The 22,487-nt window shown below is 68.1% G+C and carries 19 protein-coding genes; 9 read left to right on the forward strand and 10 right to left on the reverse strand.

Annotated elements, in window-relative coordinates:
* The first annotated feature begins 2 nt into the window (after positions 1-2).
* A complete protein-coding gene (locus tag LVB87_RS04425) occupies positions 3-3,812 on the forward strand; it encodes a translocation/assembly module TamB domain-containing protein (protein WP_232899704.1) in 3,810 nt (1,269 codons plus the stop codon).
* A gap of 87 nt (positions 3,813-3,899) precedes the next feature.
* Here LVB87_RS04425 and LVB87_RS04430 read toward each other — a convergent pair whose 3' ends face one another.
* From LVB87_RS04430 to LVB87_RS04445, 4 genes are all read right to left on the reverse strand, one after another.
* A complete protein-coding gene (locus LVB87_RS04430) occupies positions 3,900-6,125 on the reverse strand; it encodes a M4 family metallopeptidase (RefSeq protein WP_232899705.1) in 2,226 nt (741 codons plus the stop codon).
* 463 nt (positions 6,126-6,588) lie between these two features.
* Positions 6,589-7,926, reverse strand: a complete 1,338-nt coding sequence (locus LVB87_RS04435) for a lipoprotein (protein ID WP_232899706.1) — start codon at positions 7,924-7,926, stop codon at positions 6,589-6,591.
* Positions 7,927-7,984: 58 nt separating this feature from the next.
* Positions 7,985-9,877, reverse strand: a complete 1,893-nt coding sequence (mnmG, locus tag LVB87_RS04440) for a tRNA uridine-5-carboxymethylaminomethyl(34) synthesis enzyme MnmG (RefSeq protein ID WP_232899707.1) — start codon at positions 9,875-9,877, stop codon at positions 7,985-7,987.
* A gap of 400 nt (positions 9,878-10,277) precedes the next feature.
* Positions 10,278-10,961, reverse strand: coding sequence for a hypothetical protein (locus tag LVB87_RS04445; protein WP_232899708.1), 684 nt, complete (start codon positions 10,959-10,961; stop codon positions 10,278-10,280).
* A 121-nt stretch (positions 10,962-11,082) separates the two neighbouring features.
* Here LVB87_RS04445 and LVB87_RS04450 point away from each other — a divergent pair, with 121 nt between their 5' ends.
* The 5 genes from LVB87_RS04450 to LVB87_RS04470 are packed head-to-tail and all read left to right on the forward strand — an operon-like array spanning position 11,083 to position 15,788.
* A complete protein-coding gene (locus tag LVB87_RS04450; RefSeq protein WP_232899709.1) occupies positions 11,083-12,066 on the forward strand; it encodes a pyridoxal-phosphate dependent enzyme in 984 nt (327 codons plus the stop codon).
* Positions 12,067-12,071: 5 nt separating this feature from the next.
* Positions 12,072-12,497 (forward strand): ketosteroid isomerase-related protein, encoded by a 426-nt coding sequence (locus LVB87_RS04455; RefSeq protein WP_232900454.1) that lies wholly within the window; start codon positions 12,072-12,074, stop codon positions 12,495-12,497.
* A gap of 21 nt (positions 12,498-12,518) precedes the next feature.
* On the forward strand, positions 12,519-13,994 hold the full coding sequence (locus tag LVB87_RS04460; RefSeq protein ID WP_232899710.1) for a glycosyltransferase family 39 protein: 1,476 nt from the start codon (positions 12,519-12,521) through the stop codon (positions 13,992-13,994).
* Positions 13,995-14,043: 49 nt separating this feature from the next.
* A complete protein-coding gene (locus tag LVB87_RS04465; RefSeq protein WP_232899711.1) occupies positions 14,044-15,072 on the forward strand; it encodes a class 1 fructose-bisphosphatase in 1,029 nt (342 codons plus the stop codon).
* Positions 15,069-15,788: a 2OG-Fe(II) oxygenase gene (locus LVB87_RS04470; RefSeq protein ID WP_232899712.1), complete on the forward strand. Its 720-nt coding sequence runs from the start codon at positions 15,069-15,071 to the stop codon at positions 15,786-15,788. The genes LVB87_RS04465 and LVB87_RS04470 overlap by 4 nt, the downstream gene beginning before the upstream one ends.
* Here the strand turns inward: LVB87_RS04470 and LVB87_RS04475 are convergent.
* The 3 genes from LVB87_RS04475 to LVB87_RS04485 all read right to left on the reverse strand — a co-directional run bounded on the left by LVB87_RS04475 (position 15,779) and on the right by LVB87_RS04485 (position 18,165).
* Complete coding sequence (locus LVB87_RS04475) at positions 15,779-16,216, reverse strand: response regulator (RefSeq protein WP_232899713.1); 438 nt, start codon at positions 16,214-16,216, stop codon at positions 15,779-15,781. The two genes, LVB87_RS04470 and LVB87_RS04475, sit on opposite strands and share 10 nt — an antisense overlap.
* Complete coding sequence (locus LVB87_RS04480; RefSeq protein ID WP_232899714.1) at positions 16,213-16,989, reverse strand: ATP-binding protein; 777 nt, start codon at positions 16,987-16,989, stop codon at positions 16,213-16,215. Before LVB87_RS04480 ends, LVB87_RS04475 begins: the two co-directional genes overlap by 4 nt.
* 72 nt (positions 16,990-17,061) lie before the next feature.
* Positions 17,062-18,165 (reverse strand): PA0069 family radical SAM protein, encoded by a 1,104-nt coding sequence (locus LVB87_RS04485; protein ID WP_232899715.1) that lies wholly within the window; start codon positions 18,163-18,165, stop codon positions 17,062-17,064.
* 56 nt (positions 18,166-18,221) lie between these two features.
* Here LVB87_RS04485 and cls point away from each other — a divergent pair, with 56 nt between their 5' ends.
* Genes cls through LVB87_RS04500 form a run of 3 tightly spaced genes read left to right on the forward strand, consistent with a single transcriptional unit; the run spans position 18,222 to position 20,746 of the window.
* Positions 18,222-19,655: a cardiolipin synthase gene (gene cls, locus LVB87_RS04490; protein WP_232899716.1), complete on the forward strand. Its 1,434-nt coding sequence runs from the start codon at positions 18,222-18,224 to the stop codon at positions 19,653-19,655.
* A 43-nt stretch (positions 19,656-19,698) separates the two neighbouring features.
* Positions 19,699-19,968 (forward strand): hypothetical protein, encoded by a 270-nt coding sequence (locus LVB87_RS04495; protein WP_232899717.1) that lies wholly within the window; start codon positions 19,699-19,701, stop codon positions 19,966-19,968.
* 22 nt (positions 19,969-19,990) lie between these two features.
* On the forward strand, positions 19,991-20,746 hold the full coding sequence (locus LVB87_RS04500) for a pyridoxine 5'-phosphate synthase (RefSeq protein ID WP_232899718.1): 756 nt from the start codon (positions 19,991-19,993) through the stop codon (positions 20,744-20,746).
* A 67-nt stretch (positions 20,747-20,813) separates the two neighbouring features.
* Here LVB87_RS04500 and LVB87_RS04505 read toward each other — a convergent pair whose 3' ends face one another.
* The 3 genes from LVB87_RS04505 to LVB87_RS04515 are packed head-to-tail and all read right to left on the reverse strand — an operon-like array spanning position 20,814 to position 22,473.
* On the reverse strand, positions 20,814-21,233 hold the full coding sequence (locus tag LVB87_RS04505; protein ID WP_232899719.1) for a biopolymer transporter ExbD: 420 nt from the start codon (positions 21,231-21,233) through the stop codon (positions 20,814-20,816).
* Positions 21,234-21,252: 19 nt separating this feature from the next.
* Positions 21,253-21,675 (reverse strand): biopolymer transporter ExbD, encoded by a 423-nt coding sequence (locus tag LVB87_RS04510; RefSeq protein WP_232899720.1) that lies wholly within the window; start codon positions 21,673-21,675, stop codon positions 21,253-21,255.
* A gap of 27 nt (positions 21,676-21,702) precedes the next feature.
* Positions 21,703-22,473: a MotA/TolQ/ExbB proton channel family protein gene (locus LVB87_RS04515; protein WP_232899721.1), complete on the reverse strand. Its 771-nt coding sequence runs from the start codon at positions 22,471-22,473 to the stop codon at positions 21,703-21,705.
* Between the last annotated feature and the right edge of the window lie 14 nt (positions 22,474-22,487).

A 22,487-nucleotide genomic window follows, 5' to 3' on the forward strand; every position in this document is an offset into this window, starting at 1 on the left:
GCGTGCCGCTCACGCCGGAACAACGCGCGGAGCGCAGTGCGGCGCGGCGTGCGTTGGCGCGCAAGGTGGCGTTGCGGTCGGCGCTCGGCGCGGTCGCGTTGTTCGTCGCGGCGATGGTGCTGTTGTGGTGGTTGGTCACCACCGTGGGCGGGCGCGATGTTCTGCTGGCGCAGATCGTGTCGCGCTTGCCGCCGGGTGCGAGCCTGACGTGGCGGGCCGCGGAAGGTCCGGTGACGGGGCCGCTGACGATGCATGGCGTGCGTTTCACCTATGCGTCCGATCCGAAGCGGCCGACGCGGCGCATCGAGTTCACCGCGCGCACGATCGTGGTCGATCCGGCCTTGCGACCCTTGCTTGGGCGCACGCTGCGCCTGGATGCGCTCGACGTGCGCGGTGCGACGCTCGAGATTCCCGAAAGCGAAGAGCCTTTCGAGTTCCCGCGCTGGCCGGAATCGCTGCCGACGATCGCGCCGCCGCTGGCACTGCAGGCGGACACGATCCACATCGACGGATTGCGCGTGACGAAGTCCGGCGAGGCGCTGGTCGATGTTCGCAGCGCGCGCGGTGGATTGCGTGCGTCGAAGGGCTTCCTGCACGTCGAGCACCTCAACGCGGACACGGACCTTGGCAGGTTCACGGCACATGGCGATTACGTGCCGCGCGATCGGTATCGCACGGATTTCATCGCGACGGCCGTGTTGCCCGCCACCGCGGGGCGCACCGCCCCGCGCGTGGGCGTCGTCGCGCGTGGCGACGTCGCGCAACTGGATGTCGCCATCGCGGGCCGCCTGCCCGCACCCTTGCGCGCGACGCTGGTGCTGCGCGGCGAGCCGGATCCGACCTGGCATGTGCGCGCCGATGCACCGGCCTTCGATCCGGCCGTGCTGACGGGCGAGCCGCCCTCCGAAACGCCGCTCGCGTTCAAGTTGCGCGCCGACGGCTTGGGCGGACGCGCGACAGTCGAAGGCTTCGTCGCGCAAGGCGACCTGCGCGCCGACATCCGACCTTCGCAGGTGCGCCTGGACGATCGCGTGCTCACCGTCGAGCCGCTCGTGGTCGACGCACTCGGCGGCCGTACGACGTTGCACGGCTTCGCCGACCTGCGCGACCCGAACGATCGCAAGCTGCGTTTCGCGATCAATGCGCGCGGGTTGCGCTGGGGCGGCACGCCCGACACGCCTGCCATCGTCGGCGACGGCGATATCGGCATCGCTGGAAAGCCGGAAGCCTGGGCGGCCGTCGGCCGCGCGACGCTGGTGCGCGAGGAAGGCAAGGCGCAAGTGCAGTTCGATGCGCGCGGCGATGCGGAGCGCGCCACGCTCCGCTCCCTGACCGCGCGCATGCCGAGCGGCACGCTGGATGCGAAGGGCGACGTGCAGTGGTCGCCCGTGATGACGTGGAAGCTCGACACCACGCTCGCCGGCTTCGATCCCGGCTATTTCGCGCCCGATTGGCCCGGGCGCGTCGAGGGCAGGATCGCCACGCAAGGCAAGGCCCGCCCGAAAGGCGGCGTGGATGCGACCTTCGATGCGCCCGCACTGCGCGGCACCTTGCGCGGGCGCCCGCTCGATGCGCGCGCGAACGTGCAGCTGCATGGCGACGAGATCGCAGGCGACGTTGCGCTGAACCTCGGCGCCAGCCACGCGACGGCAAGGGGCCGCATCGGCGCCGTGCTCGACATCGCTGCGCGTTTCGAGCCGCTGCGCCTGGATGATCTGTTGCCCGGCGCCGGCGGCGTGCTGCGCGGCACCGCAACCTTGCGCGGCCCGCGCGATACGCCCGACATCGCGGCCGACCTCACCGGCGACGGGCTGCACTGGGGCGATTGGCGCGCGGATTCGTTGCGTGCGAACGGCCGGCTGCCCTGGCGCAACGGCAACGGCACCCTGCATGTCGAAGCACACGGCGTGCAGGCGGGCCTCGCGATGGATCGCGTGGTCGCCGATGCGCGCGGTGCGATGGAACGGCTGTCGCTCGATGCGTCGCTGGAGTCCTCGCTCGGCGGCGCCTCCTTGTCGGGCACCGCGAATCGGCGCGGTGCGGAATGGAGCGGTGCGCTGTCCACCCTGCGCCTGATGCCGTCGAAGGGTGCGCCGTGGACGCTCGACCATGCGACGACGTGGCGTTGGGACGGGCGCAACGGTGCGCTGTCGAATGCGTGCCTGTCGGCCGAGGGCGGCGGCGCCTTGTGCGCGAATGCCGATTGGCCGCGGCGCGGCCTCGACGTGCATGCCGACCATCTGCCGCTGACGCTGGTCACGCCATGGCTGCCGCCGCGCGAAGACGATCGCCCGTGGTTGCTGCACGGCGATGTCGCATTCACCGCGCAAGTGCGGCCGGTGGGCAATGCGTGGCGCGGCAATGCGAAGCTGTCCTCGGCGAGCGGCGGGATGCGCAACAGCGAGCGCTCGCGCAACGACCTGATCTCCTACGACAACTTCTCCGCCGATCTCGAGTTCGATCCGCAGCGCCTCTCGCTCGTGCTCGGCACGACCTTCAACGAAGACGGCCGCCTGGATGCGCGCGTCGCGACGGGTTGGGACGACTACGCCCCGCTGTCGGGCGAGGTGCAGCTGCGCACCGACTCGCTCACGTGGATGGAACTGTTCTCGCCCGACATCGCCGAGCCGACGGGATTGCTCGAAGGCCGCGTCGCGCTGGGTGGCACGCGCGCGCAGCCGACGCTCGGCGGCAATGCGCACCTGTCGAACTTCGCGGTGGAAGTGCCGCCGCTCGCGATCGCGCCGCACGACGGCGACATTCGCCTGGAAGCGCAGCCCGACGGCAGCGCGCGCATCGCGGGCACCATCGTTTCCGGCGACGGCACGCTGCATGTGTCCGGCACGCTCGGCTGGCAAGGCAACGACACACCGCTGGTGTTGAACGTCACGGGCACGCACGTGCTCGCCGCCGATACGCGCGACCTCAACGCTGTGATCGCGCCCGATGTCGTCGTGCGCTACCAGGCCGGGCAGCCGATGGAAGCCACGGGCACGGTGACGGTGGAATCCGGGCGCATGGACCTGGAGCGTTTGGACAGTGGCGTGTCGCGTTCGCCGGATGTCGTGGTGCTCGATCCGGTCGATCCGAAACGCGGCGTGCAGACGACGCTGTCGCTGGACCTGACGCTCGTGTTGCCGGAGAACGCGGTCAAGCTCAACGGTTTCGGGTTGGAGGGAGCACTCGATGGACGACTGCGCGTGCGCCAGCGACCGGGGTCGGAGATGGTCGCGACCGGCAGGCTCGATGTCTCCGGCAAATACACCGCCTACGGACAGGAACTCGAGATCTCGCGCGGCGAACTCACGTGGTCGAACTCCGCGATCGCCGATCCGCTGCTCGACATTCGCGCGCAACGCGAGATCGGCGACGTGACCGCGGGCATCCAGGTGCGCGGGCGCGCGACGGCGCCGCAGGCGGAAGTGTGGTCGGACCCGGAGATGGACAAATCCGAGGCGCTGTCCTATCTCGCGCTCGGGCGTCCGTTGTCGACGGCGAGTTCGGACGAGAGCCGCCAGCTCGACGCCGCGTCCGCCGCGCTCGCAGCGGGTGGTGGCCTGGTCGCATCGCAGATCGCCTCGCACATCGGGCTCGACGAGGCCGGCATGATGGATTCGCGCACGCTCGGCGGGAGCGTGTTCGGCGTGGGCAAGTATCTCTCGCCGAAACTCTACGTCGGTTACGGCGTGTCGCTGCTGGGCACCGGGCAGGTGCTCACGCTGAAGTACCTGCTGCGCAAGGGCTTCGACATCCAGGTCGAATCGAGCACGGTCGAGAACCGCGGTTCGGTGAACTGGCGCAAGGAAAAGTGACGCGCAAAAGAAAGCCCCGGTCTTGCGACCGGGGCCGAAGCGGAACCGAAGTTCCGCAGGAGTCTTGCAGTCCCTTGTTCGATCAGATCAGAACGTGACGCTCCACTGGTTGATGTAACCCGTGTCGCCCGCGGCGTTGTCGTTCACGCGGAGGGTCCACGTGCCGTTCAGCGCTTCGGTCGAGAGGTTCACCGTGTAGGTGGTGTTGATGTTGTCGGTGCTGCCGCCGGCGCGGTTGTGCAGCACGTACACCGAGCCGTCCGGCGCGACCAGGTCGACCTTCAGGTCACCGATGTAGGTGTGCACGATGTTGACCGCGACCTGCGCGTTCGACGGGGCGTTGCCCGTGCGACCGGAGACCGAGACCGTGCTGGTGACCGTGGTGTTGTCGCCGATCGGCACGTCCGTCGTGTTGCTGTAGGTCTGCGTGCCGCCGCCGCCACCGCCGGTCGAGTAGTCACCCGTCAGCGAGACGCCGGTGAAGCTCGAGTAGGCCTTCAGGCGCACGTAGTACGTGCCCGCCGACGGCGCCGCGAACGTGCAGGTCTCGGCGTTGCCGGTCTTGTACGGACGGCAGTCGTAGACCGTGTCGGTCGGCGCGCTGCCGAACTTCACGTACATGTCCGCATCGCCCGTGCCGCCCGACATCGTGAACGTCAGGTTCGACGCGCCGGCCGGCACGACGAGCGAGTAGTTCGCCGAGTTGCCGGTGGTCGCCGAGATGCCCGTGACCGGCACGGCCTTGGTCAGCGCGGTCGTACCGCCACCGCCGCCACCGCCCGAGCACGACACGCCCACGACGGCGAACGCCGCGGTGACGTCGGCCTTGGTGTAGCCCAGGTCCGTCGCCGCCGTTTCCACGCCGCACGCGCCCGAGTTGAAGGTGCTGCTCGGGGTCCAGTAGTTCGCATTGGCGCGCGCGAACACCTTGAACGCCTTCGGCGTATCCCAGCCCGCCGTCTTGGCCAGGGTACAGAACGCCTTGTTGTACACGCCGGAGCTGTAATGCACGTCCAGGCTGGAGGTGTACTGCGAAGCGTTGTCGATCGAGCCACCGTCGGCCGGCGGGTTGCACATGTAACGCAGCGCGCCGTTCGGGTCCTTGAAGATTTCACGGCCGACGTCGAAGTCGTTCGTGCCCTTCCAGTAGTACTCGGTCGCTTCGCCGCCCATGTCGGAGAAGGCTTCGTTCATGCCGCCGGACTGGCCGGAGTAGGTCAGGTTCGAGTGCTGCTCGGTGTAACCGTGCGAGACCTCGTGGCCCGAGACGTCGGCATTGACCAGCGGATAGAACGTGGAGGCGCCGTCGCCGAACGACATGTAGCTGCCGTTCCAGAACGCGTTCTCGTAGTTCGTGCCGTAGTGCACGCGCATGATCAGCTGGAAGGTCAGCGCGTTGCCGCCGGTGTAGGCGTTGTACATGTTCTGGATCACGCCGCCGAAGAAGTAGGCGTCGTTGATCGGCGAGTACGCGCCGTTGATGGCCTTGTAGGTGTTGCGCGGACACGTGTACGTGTACGTCGTGGTGCTCGCGCCGGTGCTGCCGTTGAGGTTGACGGCTTTCACCTGGGTGTTGGCCATCGTGCAAATCGTGCCGGACTGCGAGACGTCGAGGTACGGATGCAGGCCGCCGGAGCCGTATTCGTACTGGCCGGTCTTGGCGTTGCCGCCGGGGCCGGTGCCGATCAGGGCGTGGGTCAGGCCTTCCCACTGCTTCAGGACGCGGCCGCTGTTGGCGTCGACGATGACGAACGGACGCGTCGGCGAACCACCCTTGGCAGTGTCGGCGAAGAACGACACGACGTACGCCAGGTGGGCGCGGCCGTTGTCGTCGACGAAGATCATCTGTTCGGCCTTCTCGTTTTCCGTGCGCATGAAACCGACACGGTTGCCGAGGCCGGCGCTCTTGGCGAGCGCGAGGGCGTTGCCCGCGGTGATCTTCGGCGCGATCGCCGGGAGTTCACCGGCAAGGCCATTGACCATGCGGCCGAACATGTCGCGCACCGAGCCGTCCTTGCGCTCGGTCACCACGACGTGCTCGCCCCACACGGGAATCCCGCGGAAGGTCTGCTGGTAGCGGTAATGCTTGGTGCCGTCCTTGTCGACGGAGCTGCGCAGCTCCTTCAGGCCGGTGCTCGCGTCCATGCCGAGCATTTCGGCGTGGCGGTCGCGCGGGCTCGACGCCAGGCCCATGCGGGCGGACGCGGCCTTGTACTGCTGGTTGAGCTTCCCTGCGTCGAGGCGATGGAGATCGACGCGCTCGGCGGCGAACGCGCCGCCGGCGGACAACGCCAGGGTGGTGGCAGCAGCCAACGCTGCCAGTCGGTGTTGGTGGTTCACTTGGTGGTACCCCCGAAGATGTTTTGAAGTGGACCGCGGGTTGGGAGCCGCGGCGTGCGTTCCGTGCAGAACTACCCGTTCAACGACATCAACTTCATCCGGCTTTGTGTTTTCGGCCGACCCTGCCGTCGACCTGTTTCGCTCGGATCCCGCCATGACGTTTGGCATAGCGGTCGGCGGACGCTAGGGGCTGGATGGGGGGGCGTCAAAACGAAAACGGTTTCTTCGTTTTGCCCGCTGAACGCAGGGCCTGACGCGTCGCAACACGTTGGGCGCATTGCGCACGGATTTTTCCAAGGTTTTTCGCGCGCTGCGGTGCAACGCGCGTGCGCACGCTTTCACGAGGCGTTGACGGAACGGTTGTTGCGTCGCAGCACGCGTATGCGCAAAAAGTGTCACTTTGAGGTCGAAGTCACACTTCGATGCGCTGCGCAATTCAGCTCGCGGGGCCGACCTTCGCGCCCTGCAGCTTCGGTTGGCCGTCGACGATGTCGGTCCAGACGACGAAGGCGATGCCTCCGCGGACCGCGATCTTCGGGAAGCCCGTGGCGCGGCCGCGACCGGCCAGGCGCGCGAGTTCGATGCGTTGCGGCGCCCCGCCCTTCGCCGGCAGGCGCTCGAGCTGGACGCTCTGGCCCTTCGCGTCCTCGCGCAGCCAGACCAACCAGGTGCCCGCGCTGTCCATGGCGATGTCCACGCGGCCTTGCAGTGCGCTGCCCTGGTCGATGTCGGTCGGCGCGCCGAAGGTGCGGCCACCGTCGGTGCTGCGCGCCAGGCGCAGGACCGGATGTTCGTCGGGCGCGGTGTACCAGGCGACGGCCACGTTGCCGCCCATCGCGGCGACCGCCGGGCCGTTGAGCGGGCACGCGGGCATCTTCCAACCGTCGGCGTGCACGGGCACGGGCTTGGTCCAGCCTTTCGATTCGCGTCGCACCGCGACGATGTCGCGGATTTCGTCGGGCAGCGTGCGATCGCGGTAGACGAGCACGGGGCCGGCGTTGGTCATTGCCGCATCCGTGCCGCAACAGTCGCAGGTGGAGGCATCGATCTCGGCTTCCTCGCTGCGCGCGAGGGTGCCGTCGAAGCGCGCGGCGCGGACTGTCATTTCGCCGCCGTGTGCGTGTTCTTCGGTTTCGCCTTCGGCGTGCTTCGCGTTCGCCGCGTGTTCGTGCGCGTGTTCGTCGTGGCCTTCGCCCGCGGTCTTGCGACCATCGAGCCAGGCGATGCCGAGGGTGTCCTGCGCCGCGGGCCAGAGCGCGACGAAGCCATGCTCGGTGCCGGTCTTGTCTTCGTTCACCGCGATCGGCGCCGACCAGTGCACGCCGTTGTCGGGCGAACGCGTGAGCATGACGTCGGACGCGTGCGGCGAGGCGGCGTCGGCGGGCGTCTGCAGCCAGTGCGCCCACAGCGCGCCGTCGTCGGTCATCGCGATGTGCGGCGTGTTCGCCCAGTTGGCGGTGAGCGTGCGGCCGACGGCGATGGTCTTCGGTGCCGATTCCCAGTTGTCGTCGCCCATGTACGCGGCGTACTGCAATGCGTTGCGATCGCCCATCGGGCGCACCCAGCTCAGGAGCAGGCGTCCGTCCGGACCGGTGGCGAGGTCGGGCTGCGCTGCGCCGTCGGGCGTCGGCAACGCCCACCCGTTGGTTTCGAGCGTCGATGCGGTGGGCGCCGCACCGGCGGCGGGCACGGCGGGTGCGGTGGCGGGCGTGCTTTCGCGCTGGCAGGCGGCCAGTGCGAATGCGGCGGACAGGAAGAGGAGGGTGCGCTTCATGGCGCGCAGCGTACTCCGCGGATTCGTAAGCGCCAGTGCAGGCGCTGTTGCCGGAATCTCAGGCCACGCGCGTGGCGCGATGCCGCGCCAGGTGCACGAGCAGCAAGGAGATCGCCGCCGGCGTCATGCCCGGGATTCGTTGCGCCTGGCCGATGGTCTGCGGGCGCACGCGTTCGAGCTTCTGCTGCACCTCGGCGGAGAGGCCACGCACGCTGGCGTAGTCGAAGCCTTCGGGAATCGGCGTGGTTTCGTGGCGCTGCTGGCGTGCGATTTCGTCGCGCTGGCGGTCGAGGTAACCGGCGTACTTCACGCCGATCTCGACCTGCTCGGCCACCTTCGCGTCGTCGACGCCAGGCGCCAGCGAGGGCAGCGTCATCAATTTGGTGTAGTCGAGCTCGGGGCGCTTGAGCAGGTCGAGCGCGTTGGCTTCGCGGGTGAGCGCGACGCCGAGGGTGGCTTCGAGTTCGCGGCCGAGGGCGTTCGACGGCGTCGCCCACGCGGCACGCAGGCGCTGTTCTTCGGCAGCGATGGCCTCGCGCTTGGTTTCGAAACGCGACCAGCGCGCGTCGTCCACCAACCCGAGTTCGCGACCGACGGGCGTGAGGCGCGCATCGGCGTTGTCTTCGCGCAGCTGCAGGCGGTATTCGGCGCGCGAGGTGAACATGCGATACGGCTCGTTGGTGCCGTGCGTGATCAGGTCGTCGACCAACACGCCGAGGTAGGCCTCGTCGCGGCGCGGCGACCAGCCCTCGCGCTGCTGCACGAAGCGCGCGGCATTGAGCCCGGCGAGCAGGCCTTGCGCCGCGGCTTCTTCGTAACCGGTGGTGCCATTGATCTGGCCGGCGAAGAACAGGCCGGCGACGGCCTTGGTCTCCAGTGTCGACTTCAGGCCGCGCGGGTCGAAGAAGTCGTATTCGATCGCGTAGCCGGCGCGCGTGATGTGCGCGCGCTCGAAGCCGCGGATCGAACGCACGAGGTCGAGCTGCACGTCGAAGGGCAGCGAGGTGGAGATGCCGTTCGGGTAGATCTCGGTGACGTCGAGGCCTTCGGGTTCGACGAAGATCTGGTGCGAGGCCTTTTCCGCGAAACGCACCACCTTGTCTTCGATCGACGGGCAGTAGCGCGGGCCGATGCCTTCGATCTGGCCGGTGTACAGCGGCGAGCGGTCGAGCGCCGCGCGGATGATCTCGTGCGTGCGTTCGCTGGTGTGCGTGATCCAGCAAGAGACCTGGCGCGGGTGGTCGTCGCGGGAGCCGATGAAGGACATCACCGGGCGCGGATCGTCGCCGGGCTGTTCTTCCATCACGGTGTAGTCGAGCGTGCGGCCGTCGATGCGCGGCGGCGTGCCGGTCTTGAGGCGATCGACGGCGAAAGGACGTTCGCGCAGGCGCGCGGCGAGCGTGGCCGCAGGCGGATCGCCCGCGCGGCCCGCGGCGTATTGCGCCTGGCCGACGTGGATCTTGCCGGCGAGGAAGGTGCCGGCGGTGAGCACGACCGCGGGTGCTTCGAAGCGCAGGCCCGCCTGCGTGATCGCGCCGCGCACGGTGTCGCCGTCGATGACCAGGTCGTCGACGGCGGACTGGAACACGGTGAGGTTGGGTTGCGCTTCCACCATGCGGCGGATCGCGGCGCGATACAGCGCGCGGTCGGCCTGGCAGCGCGTCGCGCGCACGGCGGGGCCTTTCGATGCGTTGAGCGTGCGCCACTGGATGCCGGCCGCGTCGGCCGCGCGCGCCATCGCGCCGCCGAGCGCGTCGATCTCCTTCACGAGGTGGCCCTTGCCGATTCCCCCGATCGCCGGGTTGCAGCTCATCGCACCGACGGTTTCGATGTTGTGCGTCAGCAAAAGCGTGCGCGCACCGGCGCGCGCCGCGGCGAGCGCAGCTTCGGTGCCGGCGTGGCCGCCGCCGATGACGATCACATCGTGCTGGTGGAAAGAAGGAATCGACATGGCGCGCATTTTAGGGCGGCGTGGTTGAGGCAGCTGAACGACGCCGGAAAAACTTGGCACGGTTCCTGCGACTGTATCCGTGCACCCGGAGTGGCAGGCGCTCCACGCGCCGCTGGTGATTGGAACAGGGGCTGGCAAGTACACCCGGGGAAGCGCAGGGGCCGAATGTCGGGGGACGTTCGGCCCCTTTTTTTGTCTTTCGTTTCCGCCAAACGCGAAACGCCGCCCTGGGGCGGCGCTTGCTTGTGGGTGGCCGACGCCCCGCGGGGGAGCGGAACAGGGGGGATCCGAGGGTCCCCGAGGGGCGTCGACATGGGCGGTTGCCGCAGGCCGCGTCCGAAAGCGACGCAACCTGTCACTTGCGGCCTACTGTGCGACGGCCGTTGGCGGGACGCAAGCCTCAGCGGTCGCCCTGATCTCCATAACGTGACTGGGCTCGCTCCGTGCGGTTCACCTTGGGCCGCGACGCGGGCGCCGGCGGAGGCGGTGGGGAATAACTCGGCGGCGGCGTGGTCGTGACCTGGCGGATCACCGGAGGCCGCGGCGAGGTCGTGCGGGTCGGCGGAGGCAACGGGGTGATCGAGGGCATCGGACGGTCGACGCCATCGATGATTCGGCCGCCATCGGCCCCCGGGAGCGTCGAGATGGGCCGCGGTGCGCGGCGATAGCCACGCCAGGCCACGCCATCGTCCGGCGCGTCGAGCGGCACGACGGCGCGATTCGGCCGCGGCGGCGGCAAGGTGCTGCCCGGCGGCGGGCCCGGCGGCGTGTAAGGTCGGTAGTGGTGCCGGTTGTAGGGGTCGTGGTGGTGGTAGCCGTGGACCCCGTAGTAGTACGGGTTGTACCAGTAAGGCGAATAGGGACCGCCGTAATACCCGTAGTAGCCGTAGCCGCGGCCGTAATAGCCACCACCGTATCCATACCCATAGCCACCATAGGGATACGCATAGGGCACCACGTAGCCGTACTGGCTCTGCGGGTCGCCGTAGTAATAGTCCCCGCCACCGTCGGCCTGGTGGTACGAGTAGCTCACGCACCCACCCAACAGGAGGGCGGCTGCGAGCGGAAGAATGCGGATTGTCATGAGTGCCCCCTGATGTTGGGGAGATTCCGCCCGCGCCATTGAATTCGCGCTTAATCCCGGCTGATCAGTCGGCCGCCGGTCGCGGCTCGCTGAATCCCGTGCACGCGTTTAGCATTGTGCGATGAATCCCCCAGCCCTGACTTTACCCGCATACGGCGATGTCCTCGCCGCCGCCGCGCGCATCGCGCCGCATGCGCATGCCACCCCGGTGCTCCGCTCGCGCTCGCTCGACGCGCTCGTCGGTGCGCAGATCCATTTCAAGGCCGAGCAGTTGCAGCGCGCGGGCGCCTTCAAGTTCCGCGGTGCATGCAATGCCGTGTGGTCCTTGTCGGAAGAACAGGCATCGCGCGGCGTCGTGACGCACTCCTCCGGCAACCATGGCGCAGCGCTTGCGCTCGCATCGCGCACGCGCGGCATCGCCTGCCACGTGGTCGTGCCCGAAGGCGCGGTGGAATCCAAGCTCGCGGCGATCAAAGCCTATGGCGCCACCCTGCACCGTTGCGCGCCGACCATCGCCGCGCGCGAAGCCATGTGCGCGCAGATCCAGCAGGACACCGGCGCGGTCCTCGTGCACCCCTACACCGATGCGCGCGTGATCGCGGGCCAGGGCACCGCGGCGCTCGAACTCGTGCAGCAATGCGATGCACAGCTCGATGCGCTCATCGTGCCGGTGGGTGGCGGCGGACTCGCGTCGGGCACCGCGCTCGTTGCGCGTGCATTGCCGAAGCCGTTGCGCGTGTTCCTGGCCGAGCCTGCGGGCGCGGCGGAAACCGCGGCCTCGCTCGCCAAGGGGGCGCGCGTCGTCGATTTCGTGCCCGACACCATCTGCGATGGCCTGCGCGGCACGCTCGGCGAACCCAATTTCGCGATGCTGCATGGCGACGACGTGGAAGCGCTCGTCGTGGACGACGCCGACACGGTGGAGGCGATGCGCCTGCTGTGGTCGCGCCTGAAGCAGGTCGTCGAACCCTCGTCGGCCACGGTGTTCGCCGCGCTGATGCGCCATCGCGAGCGCTTCGCCGGCATGCGCGTGGGGGCCGTGCTTTCGGGCGGCAACGTCGACCTCGATGCCGTAGGCGCACTGTTCGCCGGACACCGGTCGTGAGCGGGGTGGAACGTCCGTCGCCGCAGGCGCTCGCGCTCGCGACGCTGCGCGCCTACTACGATGCATTGAACCGCCACGACCCCGTGGCCGCGGTGGCCCTGCTCGACGAAGACGTCGTGCACGAGGTCAACCAGGGCCCGCGCGAAGTGGGTCGGGCCGCGTTCCTCGAATTCCTGCAGCGCATGGAAGCCTGCTACTCCGAACACCTGAGCGATTTCAGGTTCCTGTGCGCGCAGGACGGCTCACACGCAGCCGCCGAATACACCGTGGTGGGCGAATACATCGCCAACGACATCGGGATGCCGCCGGCACAGGGACAGCGGTATCGCATGCCCGGTGCCGCGTTCTTCACGTTGCGGGACGGGCGCATTCGTCGCGTAAGCGACCACTACAATCTGCAGGAATGGTTCTCGCAGGTCGCCCAGGCCTGATTGCCCGCCCCCGGAACGCTCATGGACGCTTTGCGCAAACCGGCCGTCTGGATCGCCCTGCTCGCCGCCCTGCTCGGGCTGGCGCTGCTGGGCAGTCGCGGCATCTGGGATCCGGACGAAGGGCGTTACACGAACGTCGGGCTGAACATGCTCGACAGTGGCGATTGGCTCATCCCGCGTCGCAACGAAGAGATCGGACACTGGACGAAGCCGCCCATGACGTACTGGGCGATCGCCTCGAGCGTCGCGGTGTTCGGGTCGAATGCATGGGCCGCGCGCTTCCCGGCAGCGTTGTCCTACCTGTTGTGCGTGTGGATGGTGTGGCGCATGGGGCGCAAGTTGTCGCCCGGCAACGAAGCGCCCGCGGCGCTGGCCTACGCCACGATGTTGCTGCCCATCGGGGCGGCACAGATGATCACGACGGACTTCGTGCTCGCTGCGTGTTCCACCTTCGCGATGCACGGCTTCGTACACGCGCGCTTCGGCGACACGCGGCAGCGCTTGTGGATGGCGACCGTGTGGATCGGCTTCGGGCTCGCGTTCCTGACGAAGGGGCCGCCGGGGCTGTTGCCGTTGCTGGCGCTCATCGCCTTCGACCTGGCCATCCCGGGGCGACGCGAGCATCGCCTGTTCCAGCTGCCTGGCATCGCGCTGTTCCTGCTGATCGCGCTGCCCTGGTACATCGCCGTCGTGATGCGTACGCCGGGGCTGCTGCATTACTTCGTCGGCAGCGAGGTCGTGAACCGGGTGGCGAGCGACAGTTTCAGCCGCCACGGTGAGTGGTACGGCTGGATCGTGGTCTTCGGTCCGACGCTGCTGGTGGGGACGCTGCCGTGGACATTCGCGCTGCTGCGTTTCCTCAAGCGCCTGCCCGGCGACGTGAAACGCTGGTGGCGCGATCCGGCGCAGCGCGCCGCCGATGCGCCGTGGGTGTTCCTCGTGTTGTGGGTGCTGGTGCCGCTGGTCATCTTCTGCATCGCGCGCTCGCGCATGCCGCTGTACCTGCTGCCGCTGTGGGCACCGCTCGCGCTGCTGGTGGGGATGCAGCGGGGACGCGAAGGCAGGCCGTTGCCGCGCATGCGCTGGATCGTCGCCTGGGCCGTGCTGGTGCTCGGCATGCAGTTCGCGGCGGCCCGGTGGCCGACGCACAAGGACGCCTCGCAGTGGGCCGATGCGATCCGCGAGCGCGCCGCGCCGGAGCCCGTGCGCAAGGTGGTGTTCGTCGAGGACATGACCCGCTACGGCCTGCACCTGCACCTGGGCCTGCCCGTGCGCATCGAAAAGATCGCCCTGCAGCCCCTGCCGCAATCGCCGTATGACCGGATCTACGACGACCTGATCGTCGAGGCGCTCCACAAGACCGAGCCGGGTGCCATCTGGATCTGCAAGGCCTCGGCCTGGCCGAAGATCCGCATGCGCATCGAACTCGCCGGCTACACGCCCGTGATGCTGCCGCCCTACCGCGACCGGCTGTTGTTCCGCGTGGTCCCCCGCTGACCCGGGTGCGACAATGGGCGTCCTGCCAGCGCCCGAGACCCGCCGTCCCATGCAATCGATTTCCCTCACCCGCTACCTCATCGAAGAAGAACGGGAAGGCCGCATCCAGGCCGACCTGCGCCTGCTGATCGAAGTGGTCGCGCGCGCGTGCAAGACGATTTCCGTCGCCGTGGGCAAGGGCGCGTTGGGGGGTGTGCTCGGCGATGCCGGCAGCGGCAACATCCAGGGCGAGGCGCAGAAGAAGCTCGACGTCATCGCCAACGACGTGCTGCTCGAAGCCAACGCCTGGGGCGGCCACCTGGCGGCCTGCGCGTCGGAAGAGATGGACCACTGCCATCCGATCCCCGACGTGTATCCGCGCGGCAACTACCTGTTGTTGTTCGATCCGCTCGACGGCAGCAGCAACATCGACGTCAACGTGTCGGTGGGCACCATCTTCTCCGTGCTGCGCTGCCCCGAGGGCGTGACGCAGGCGACCGACGAAGACTTTCTGCAGCCCGGCACCGCGCAGCTCTCCGCCGGTTACTGCATCTATGGCCCGAGCACGATGCTCGTGCTGACGATCGGCAACGGCACGCACGCCTTCACGCTCGATCGCGAGATGGGCTCCTTCATGCTCACCCAGCGCGACATGCGCGTGCCGGCGGCGACGAAGGAATTCGCGATCAACATGTCGAACCAGCGCCACTGGGAAGCGCCGATGCAGGACTACGTGCGCGACCTGCTCGCCGGCGAGACCGGCCCGCGCGGCAAGAATTTCAACATGCGCTGGATCGCGAGCATGGTGGCCGATGTGCACCGCATCCTCACGCGCGGCGGCATCTTCATCTATCCGTGGGACAAGAAGGACCCGACCAAGGTCGGCAAGCTGCGCCTGATGTACGAAGCCAACCCGATGAGCCTGCTGATCGAGCAGGCCGGTGGCGCTTCGTCCAACGGCCGCATGCGCATGATGGACATCGCGCCGACGCAGCTGCACCAGCGCGTGCCGGTCTTCCTCGGTTCGCGCGAGGAAGTGGCGGTGGCGACGGAATACCACCTCGCGCACGACGCGAAATCGAAGCCTGCGGTCGCATGAGCGAGGCGTCGGTGAACGGCGCGTCGCGCGACTTCATCGAAGTCGTGCATGGCGCGCTGGACGCCGAGGTCTGCGCGGCCATCATCGCGCGCATGCGCGACAGTAACGAGCTGCAACCGGGACGCGTCGGCGGTGGCGTGTTCCCGGAACTGAAGGACAGCCGCGATCTGTCGATCACCGGCCACGCCGGTTGGGAAGACATCGATCGCCGCATCAACAATGCCGTGTTCGCGGGCCTGCTGGCCTACCTTCGACGTTATCCGCAGGCGCTCATCGCACCGCTGATGCTGCAGTACGCCGCGCCCGACGGCACGCAGCAGCGCCTGACCGCGGACAACATCGCGGGCACGGACGACGCCGCACTCGGCACGCTCGCCAGTGCGTGCTTTCGCCCCGGCCCGACCAACCTGCAGTGGTACCGCGCCGACAGCGGCGGCTATCCGTATTGGCACTGCGAGCTGTATCCGCGCGACGCGCGCTGCGAAACGCTGCACCGCCACCTGTTGTGGACGATCTATCTCAACGACGGATTCCAGGAAGGCGAGACCGAGTTCTTCTTCCAGCAACGCATCGTCGTGCCGCGCACCGGCGACCTGCTGATCGCACCGACCGCGTTCACGCACACGCATCGCGGCAATCGCCCGCGCGGCGGGGACAAGTTCATCGCGACGGGCTGGATCCTGTTCCAGCGCGCCGAAGCGTTGTATCAGGCCTGATCGCCGCGCCGGCCGTCGAGCCACTGCGCCCGCAGGCGTTTCATTTCTTCGATGAAGCGTTCGAAGTCGACGGGCTTCTGCAGGTAGCTGTCCACGCCCGACGCGAAGCTCGTGTCGATGTCGAAGGGTTCTCCGCTGCTGCTCAGTGCGACCACGGGCAGGTGGCGCGTCGCGGGATCGGCGCGGATCGCCTGCATGACTTCGCGGCCGTCGAGCTTGGGCAGGTTGAGATCGAGCAGCACGAGGGCGGGTAACTGCGTCGCATCGCGCCCTGCGTGCACGCCGCGGCCGTGCAGCCAGTCGAGGGCAATGGCGCCGTCATTGGCGACGACCAGCGGATGGGTGATGCCTGCTTCCACGAAGGCGAGCCGCGTGAGCTCGACGTCGTCGAGGTTGTCTTCGATCAGCAGGACGGGGGCGAGGCTCATGACGCTTCCAGGGCCGACTCCGGCAAAGGATGCGCCGGAAGGAACAGATGCGCGACCGTGCCCTGCCCCGCGGTGCTCACCAGGCGCAGGCGCCCGCCATGGCGCTCGGCGACGGCGCGTGCGATGGCCAGGCCGAGGCCGCATCCGTCGGGATAGTCGCTCGAATGCAGGCGCTGGAAGGGTTCACCGAGTTTGGTGGCATGCGCGGCATCGAAGCCGATGCCGTCGTCGCGGATGCGCAGGTGCAGGCCATCGGGCGTGCGATCGCCGTCCACGTGGATCGAGATCGGCGCACCCGGGCGCGCATAGGTCCAGGCGTTGTGCAGCAATTCCTGCAACGCGGTCTTCAGCAGGCGCTCGTCGCCGTGCACGTGCAGGGCGGGTGCGATGTCGATCGTGGCTTCGCGGTCCGGCGCTGCGTCGCGCAACTCACCGGCGCACCAATCGGCCAGGTAGGACAGATCCACCTCGCCGTGCGCCATCGGCGCCGTGCCCACGTGCATCCACGACTGCATGCGCGAAAGCAGCCGCGTCATGCGCGCACTGGCTTCGCGGATGCGGTGCAGGTGGTCCCGCGCTTGGTCATCGAGCGCGTCGCTGCGTTGTTCGAGCAGGTAGGAAAAGCTTTCCACCGCGCGCAGCGGCGTGCGCATGTCGTGCGCCAGGCCCAGCGCGAAGACCGATTGCGTGCGGCGCACGGCCGCCAGCTCGGCCTCGAGCGCGGCGATGCGCGCCTGCAGTTGCGCGACCTGGGGGGGATCGGTGTTGGCCACGGCGTGAGTGTACGCAACCGGCGGTAGCCGGGGCGTCGACGCGTCCGCGGAATGCAGGCGGGGATCGCGGGCCTAGAACAATTCCGCCTGGGGCGAGGGTTTGCGCGGTGGCGTGAAGCGGCTTGCGTCGAGCGGCGGCAAGCGGCCGAATCCGAGCCGTGCATGCGCCTTGCGGAAGCGTTGCTGGATCAACTGCGCGAACGGGCCTTCACCCCGCATGCGCTTGCCGAATCGGCTGTCGTAATCCTTCCCGCCGCGCATCTGCTGGATCAGGCTCATGACGTGCGCGGCGCGGTCGGGGTAATGCAACTGCAGCCACTCGCGCCAGAGTTCCTTCAACTCGTGCGGCAGGCGCAGCAGGACGTAACCGGCCGATTGCGCGCCGTGCTCCTTCGCGGCCTCGAGGATGTGTTCGAGTTCGTGGTCGGTGATCATCGGGATCACCGGCGCGACCAGCACGCCGACGGGAACGCCGGCATCGGCGAGCGTGCGCATGGCGCGCAGTTTGCCGTGCGGCGCGGTCGCACGCGGCTCCATCTTCGACGCGAGTCGGTTGTCGAGCGTGGTGACCGAGAAGTGCACGGTGACCAGATGCTCCTTCGCCATCCGTGCCAGCAGGTCCACGTCGCGTTCGATCATGCCGCCCTTGGTGACGAAGCTCACCGGATGCTGCGTTTCGGCCAACACCTCGAGCACGCCGCGCGTGATGCGGTAGTCGCGCTCGATGGGCTGGTAGGCATCGGTGTTGATGCCCAGGGCGATGGTGTCGGGGACATATCCCGGCTTGGCCAGTTCCTCGCGCAGTCGCTCAACCGCGTTGGTCTTGGCGAACAGGCGCGATTCGAAGTCCAGGCCGGGCGAGAGGTCCAGGTAGGCGTGCGACGGACGCGCGAAGCAGTACACGCAGCCGTGCTCGCAACCGCGATAGGGATTGATGGAGGCGTTGAAGCCGACGTCCGGCGACTGGTTGCGCGAGATGATGGAGCGCGCGCGTTCTTCGGTGACCTGCGTGTCGGGATTGCGCGAGGGGGCGGCGCCTTCGTCCAGGGCGGTGTCGTAAACCGACCCCCAGCCGTCGTCCTCGCCATGGCGCACGGTCTTCTCGAACCGCCCTGCCACCCGCGAAGCCGCTCCGCGGCCCTTGATCGGTGAAGTTGCCTTGCGCGCGTCGTCCACGCCGCTAGGGTACGCTCGGCGGCGTCGCACGACGCGCGACGGCCCCCGAAACCCTCATGCTCCAGACGCTGATCGACGCCTGGCACGCGCTGCTCGACATCCCGAACATCGGGTTGTACCTCACGCTCGGTTGGGCGGCGTACCTGATCGGGCTGGGCGGGTGGATCGTGCTGCAGAAGCGCGAACCGGTCGCGACGCTGAGCTGGTTGTTCGGTCTGGCGCTGCTGCCCTACGTCGGTTTCATCGTCTACCACTACCTCGGGCCGCAGCGCATCCAGCGGCATCGGATCCGGCGTGCGCGCAGTAAGGCGGCGCGGCTGGCGGCATCGGACACGCAGGACGTCATCGAGCGCGAGTTGTCGCAATTGGGGCTCGCGACGTCCGGCCTGCCGCCGTCGACCGCGCGCGACGTGCGCATGCTGGTGGATGGCGGCGCGAAGTACGTGGCACTGCTCGACGACATCGCGGCCGCGCACACGTCGATCGACATGGAGTACTACATCTTCCTGGCCGATCGCACGGGCACGGCGGTGCGCGATGCGCTGATCGAACGCGCGCGCGCGGGCGTCCGCGTTCGACTGCTGGTGGATGCGGTGGGCTCGGGCAAGACGCCGCGCCGCTTCTTCGCGCCGCTGGCGGACGCCGGTGGCGAAGTAGCGTGGTTCCATCCGATGCGCTTCGGGCGCATCTGGCGGCGTCCGTGGCTCAACCTGCGCACGCATCGCAAGATCGTGGTGATCGACGGGCGCATCGCCTATACCGGCGGCATCAACGTCACGGACGAGGAAGACGAGCGCCTGCGCCCGGATGCGTATCGCGACCTGCATCTCCGGCTGGATGGCGACATCGCGCGGTCGCTGCAGGTCGTGTTCGTCGAGGACTGGGCGTATGCGACCGGACAGTCCCCGGTGCTGCCGCCGCCGCCGGAACCGCAGCCGCCGGGGACGTTCGCGGTGCAGGTGGTGAGTTCGGGGCCCGATTCGAATTGGGAGGCCATCCATCGCCTCCACGTCACGGCGATCCACCTGGCGCAGCGTCGCGTGTGGCTGACCACGCCCTACTTCGTGCCCGGCGAGGCGGCGATGATGGCGCTCACCTCGGCGGCGCTGGCGGGCCTCGACGTGCGGCTGCTGGTGCCCAAGCGCAGCGATTCGGTGGTGGTCACCTATGCGGCGCGTTCGTATTTCGACGACCTGCTTGCGGCGGGCGTGCGGGTCTACGAGTACGGGCCACGGCTGCTGCACAGCAAGACACTGCTGATCGACGAGCACCTGGCCGTCATCGGCAGCGCGAACTTCGACCATCGCAGCTTCCGGCTGAACTTCGAGGTGTCGCTGTTGTTCCACGACGCGCGCGTGGCGGGGGAACTGGAACGCACCATCGAGCTCGACCTCGCCCATTCCCCGCGCGTGCGCGACGATCGCGCGCGCCCCCTGTGGCGGGTCCGGTTGCCGGAAGCCCTGGCCCGGTTGGTGTCGCCCCTGCTCTGACGGCGCTAAACTCCGGCGCACAGGGCCTTTCGGGAATGGACACATGCATTGGCTGATGCTGGTACTGGGAATCGGCGCGCTCGCGGTGGCGATGAAGACCACGTCGGTGGCCTTGATGGTGTTCTGCCTCATCGCGGCGCTGGTGCTCATCCTGATGTGGGTGCTCGGCCTGTATTCGCAGCGCGCCGGTGCGCGCAGCCGCGACGAGAGCGCGATGATCGATCCGGTCGAACTGCGCCGCCTGCGCGAGCAGGCCGAAGCGCGCAAGGTCGCCGCCGCCTCGCAGGGCGAGCCGCCGCAGTCGCAGCCGTGATGCGGCGCGCGCGAGCCCGCTGATGGCCACCGCGCTCAGCGTCAACGTCAACAAGATCGCGGTGCTGCGCAATTCGCGCGGCGGCGCGGAGCCCGATGTCGTGCAGGCCGCGGCGACGTGCCTGGATGCGGGCGCACACGGCATCACCGTGCATCCGCGGCCCGACGCGCGCCACATTCGCGCCGAGGATGTGTACGCGCTCGCGGTGCTGACGCAATCGCGCGGCGTCGAGTTCAATCTCGAAGGCAATCCTTTTGCGCCGCCGCGTGCGGGATATCCGGGGTTTGCGGCGTTGTGCGCGCAAGCGCGGCCTGCGCAAGCGACGCTCGTGCCGGATTCCGACGGGCAGATCACGTCGGACCACGGGTTCGATTTCTCCGGCGATCTCGGGATGCTGCGCGATCGCATTGCGGAGTTGCGCGCGCTGGGATGTCGCGTGAGTTTGTTCGTCGACGCGGGGTGTCCCGATGTCGAGCGTGCTGCGGAAGTGGGGGCGCAACGCATCGAGTTGTATACGGGGCCGTTCGCGGCGGCATTCGCGCAAGGCGATGCGGCGGCGGCGATGGCCTTGTGCGCGGAGACAGCACGTCGCGCGCAGGCAGTCGGCCTGGATGTCAATGCGGGCCACGATCTGAGCGAAGCCAACCTGGGCACGTTCCTGCACGGCGTGCCGCGCGTGCTCGAAGTCTCCATCGGCCATGGGCTGATCGGAGAAGCGCTGTATCGCGGGATCGACGCGACGGTGCGACGCTATCTCGAAGTGATCGCTCACGCCTGAGCAAAAAAAACGCCGCCCGGAGGCGGCGTCAAAACAGTTTTGGTAAGCGTGTGCTGCTTGTGTTGCGTCAGCCCTGCTTCTGGACGAAGCCGATCTTGATCATGCCGGCGTTCTTCGCCGAAGCGAGGACCTTGGCAAGCACGCCGTAATCGGCGTTCGGATCGGTGTCGATTTCCAGCTGCGGCTGGTTCTGCGGGTCGCGATTGACCTCGACTTCCATCAGGTTTTCGAGCGCCGAGAGAGGCTGCGCCGCTTCGTTCCAGTACACCTGGCCGCCTGCGTCGATGCGCAGGGAGATCGGCGGCGGCGGTTCCTTCACCTGCGGCGGCGGGTTGAGCGACTTCTGCGGCAGATCGATGTCGATCGGATAGGAGAGCGTGGGCGCGGTGACCATGAAGATGATCAGGAGCACCAGCATCACGTCGACGAGCGGCGTGACGTTGATGTCGGCCATCGGGCCACCACCACCACCGGAACTGAATGCCATGGTTCTGTTCTCCTAGGCCTCAGGGCCGTTCTTTCTCGGCCACGAAGCCGACTTTGCGCATGCCCTGGTTCTGGGCGACCTGCACCACTTCCTGGACGACGCGATACTTGGTCGTCCGGTCTCCGCGCACGTTGATGGCCGGCTGCGGGGTACGTTGGGCTTCGACCGAGAGACGGCTCTCGATCTGGTCCTTCGTGATGGGCTGATCGTTCCAGTACAGGTTGCCCTGCTCGGTCACCGTGATCGTGATCGGCTGGATCACGACCGGCTTGTCTTCGATCTTGTTGAGCGTCGCCTTCGGCAACTCGACCTTGACCTTATGCGACATCAGCGGCGCCGTGATCATGAAGATGATCAGCAGCACCAGCATCACGTCCACGAGGGGCGTCACGTTGATCTCGGCCATCGGGCCGCCGCTCTCGTTGCCACTACTGAAGGCCATGGGGGTCTCCGTCTAGTTGCGACTGACTTAGCGCTTGACCGGAACTTCGCCGACGCGGGCGCCGGTGGCGAAGAAGTCGTGCAGGTCGTGCGCGAAGGTGTCGAACTTGCTGTTCGTGACGCGGTTCAGGCGCACGAAGAAGTTGTACGCAAGCACGGCCGGGATGGCGACGAACAGACCGACGGCGGTCATGATCAGCGCTTCACCCACCGGGCCGGCGACGGCGTCGATGGAGGCCTGGCCCGAAGCACCGATCTTGATCAGCGCGCCGTAGATGCCCCACACGGTGCCGAGCAGGCCGACGAACGGCGCGGTCGAACCGACGGTGGCGAGCACGGTCAGGCCGTTCTCGAGGCGCGAGGATTCGCGGGTCACGCCCTGGCGCAGCGCGCGGTCCACGAACTCCGAGCGGTTGAGCGACTCGACCAGGCGCGAACCTTCATGGCGCTGGTGGTGCGCGGCAGCCTGCGCGGCGTCGAGCGCGATCTTGGAGAACGGCTCGCTCTTGTTCTGCTCTTCCATGAAGCGGATGGCGTCCTGCGCGTTCGGGGTTTCCCAGAACGTGGAGACGACGCGATCGGCGCTGCCGCGGATGCGAACGTTCTTGATGAGGTTGATCACGATCCAGTACCACGACATCGCGGACATGATCACGAGGGTGGTGGCCACGACCAGCTGGACGACGTAGTCGCCAGGATTGGCGAGCATCTCGCGCGCCAGGTGGTCGACGCCCATTTGCTTGAGCGCGTCGGCGTTGCTTCCGGTCGCAGCAACGGCGTTGGTGGTTTCCTGCAGCATGACGCTTACCTTCT

The sequence above is a fragment of the Lysobacter sp. KIS68-7 genome, assembly GCF_021284745.1.
In the GTDB taxonomy this organism is placed as follows: domain Bacteria; phylum Pseudomonadota; class Gammaproteobacteria; order Xanthomonadales; family Xanthomonadaceae; genus Noviluteimonas.

Excerpts from the sequence above, each read along its gene's own strand:
- LVB87_RS04445 (WP_232899708.1), bottom strand. The coding sequence starts at position 10,961 with ATGACAATCCGCATTCTTCCGCTCGCAGCCGCCCTCCTGTTGGGTGGG.
- LVB87_RS04495 (WP_232899717.1), top strand. The coding sequence starts at position 19,699 with ATGCATTGGCTGATGCTGGTACTGGGAATCGGCGCGCTCGCGGTGGCG.
- LVB87_RS04450 (WP_232899709.1), top strand. The coding sequence starts at position 11,083 with ATGAATCCCCCAGCCCTGACTTTACCCGCATACGGCGATGTCCTCGCC.
- cls (WP_232899716.1), top strand. The coding sequence starts at position 18,222 with ATGCTCCAGACGCTGATCGACGCCTGGCACGCGCTGCTCGACATCCCG.
- LVB87_RS04505 (WP_232899719.1), bottom strand. The coding sequence starts at position 21,233 with ATGGCATTCAGTTCCGGTGGTGGTGGTGGCCCGATGGCCGACATCAAC.
- mnmG (WP_232899707.1), bottom strand. The coding sequence starts at position 9,877 with ATGTCGATTCCTTCTTTCCACCAGCACGATGTGATCGTCATCGGCGGC.
- LVB87_RS04475 (WP_232899713.1), bottom strand. The coding sequence starts at position 16,216 with ATGAGCCTCGCCCCCGTCCTGCTGATCGAAGACAACCTCGACGACGTC.
- LVB87_RS04465 (WP_232899711.1), top strand. The coding sequence starts at position 14,044 with ATGCAATCGATTTCCCTCACCCGCTACCTCATCGAAGAAGAACGGGAA.
- LVB87_RS04515 (WP_232899721.1), bottom strand. The coding sequence starts at position 22,473 with ATGCTGCAGGAAACCACCAACGCCGTTGCTGCGACCGGAAGCAACGCC.
- LVB87_RS04500 (WP_232899718.1), top strand. The coding sequence starts at position 19,991 with ATGGCCACCGCGCTCAGCGTCAACGTCAACAAGATCGCGGTGCTGCGC.
- LVB87_RS04510 (WP_232899720.1), bottom strand. The coding sequence starts at position 21,675 with ATGGCCTTCAGTAGTGGCAACGAGAGCGGCGGCCCGATGGCCGAGATC.
- LVB87_RS04470 (WP_232899712.1), top strand. The coding sequence starts at position 15,069 with ATGAGCGAGGCGTCGGTGAACGGCGCGTCGCGCGACTTCATCGAAGTC.
- LVB87_RS04435 (WP_232899706.1), bottom strand. The coding sequence starts at position 7,926 with ATGAAGCGCACCCTCCTCTTCCTGTCCGCCGCATTCGCACTGGCCGCC.
- LVB87_RS04460 (WP_232899710.1), top strand. The coding sequence starts at position 12,519 with ATGGACGCTTTGCGCAAACCGGCCGTCTGGATCGCCCTGCTCGCCGCC.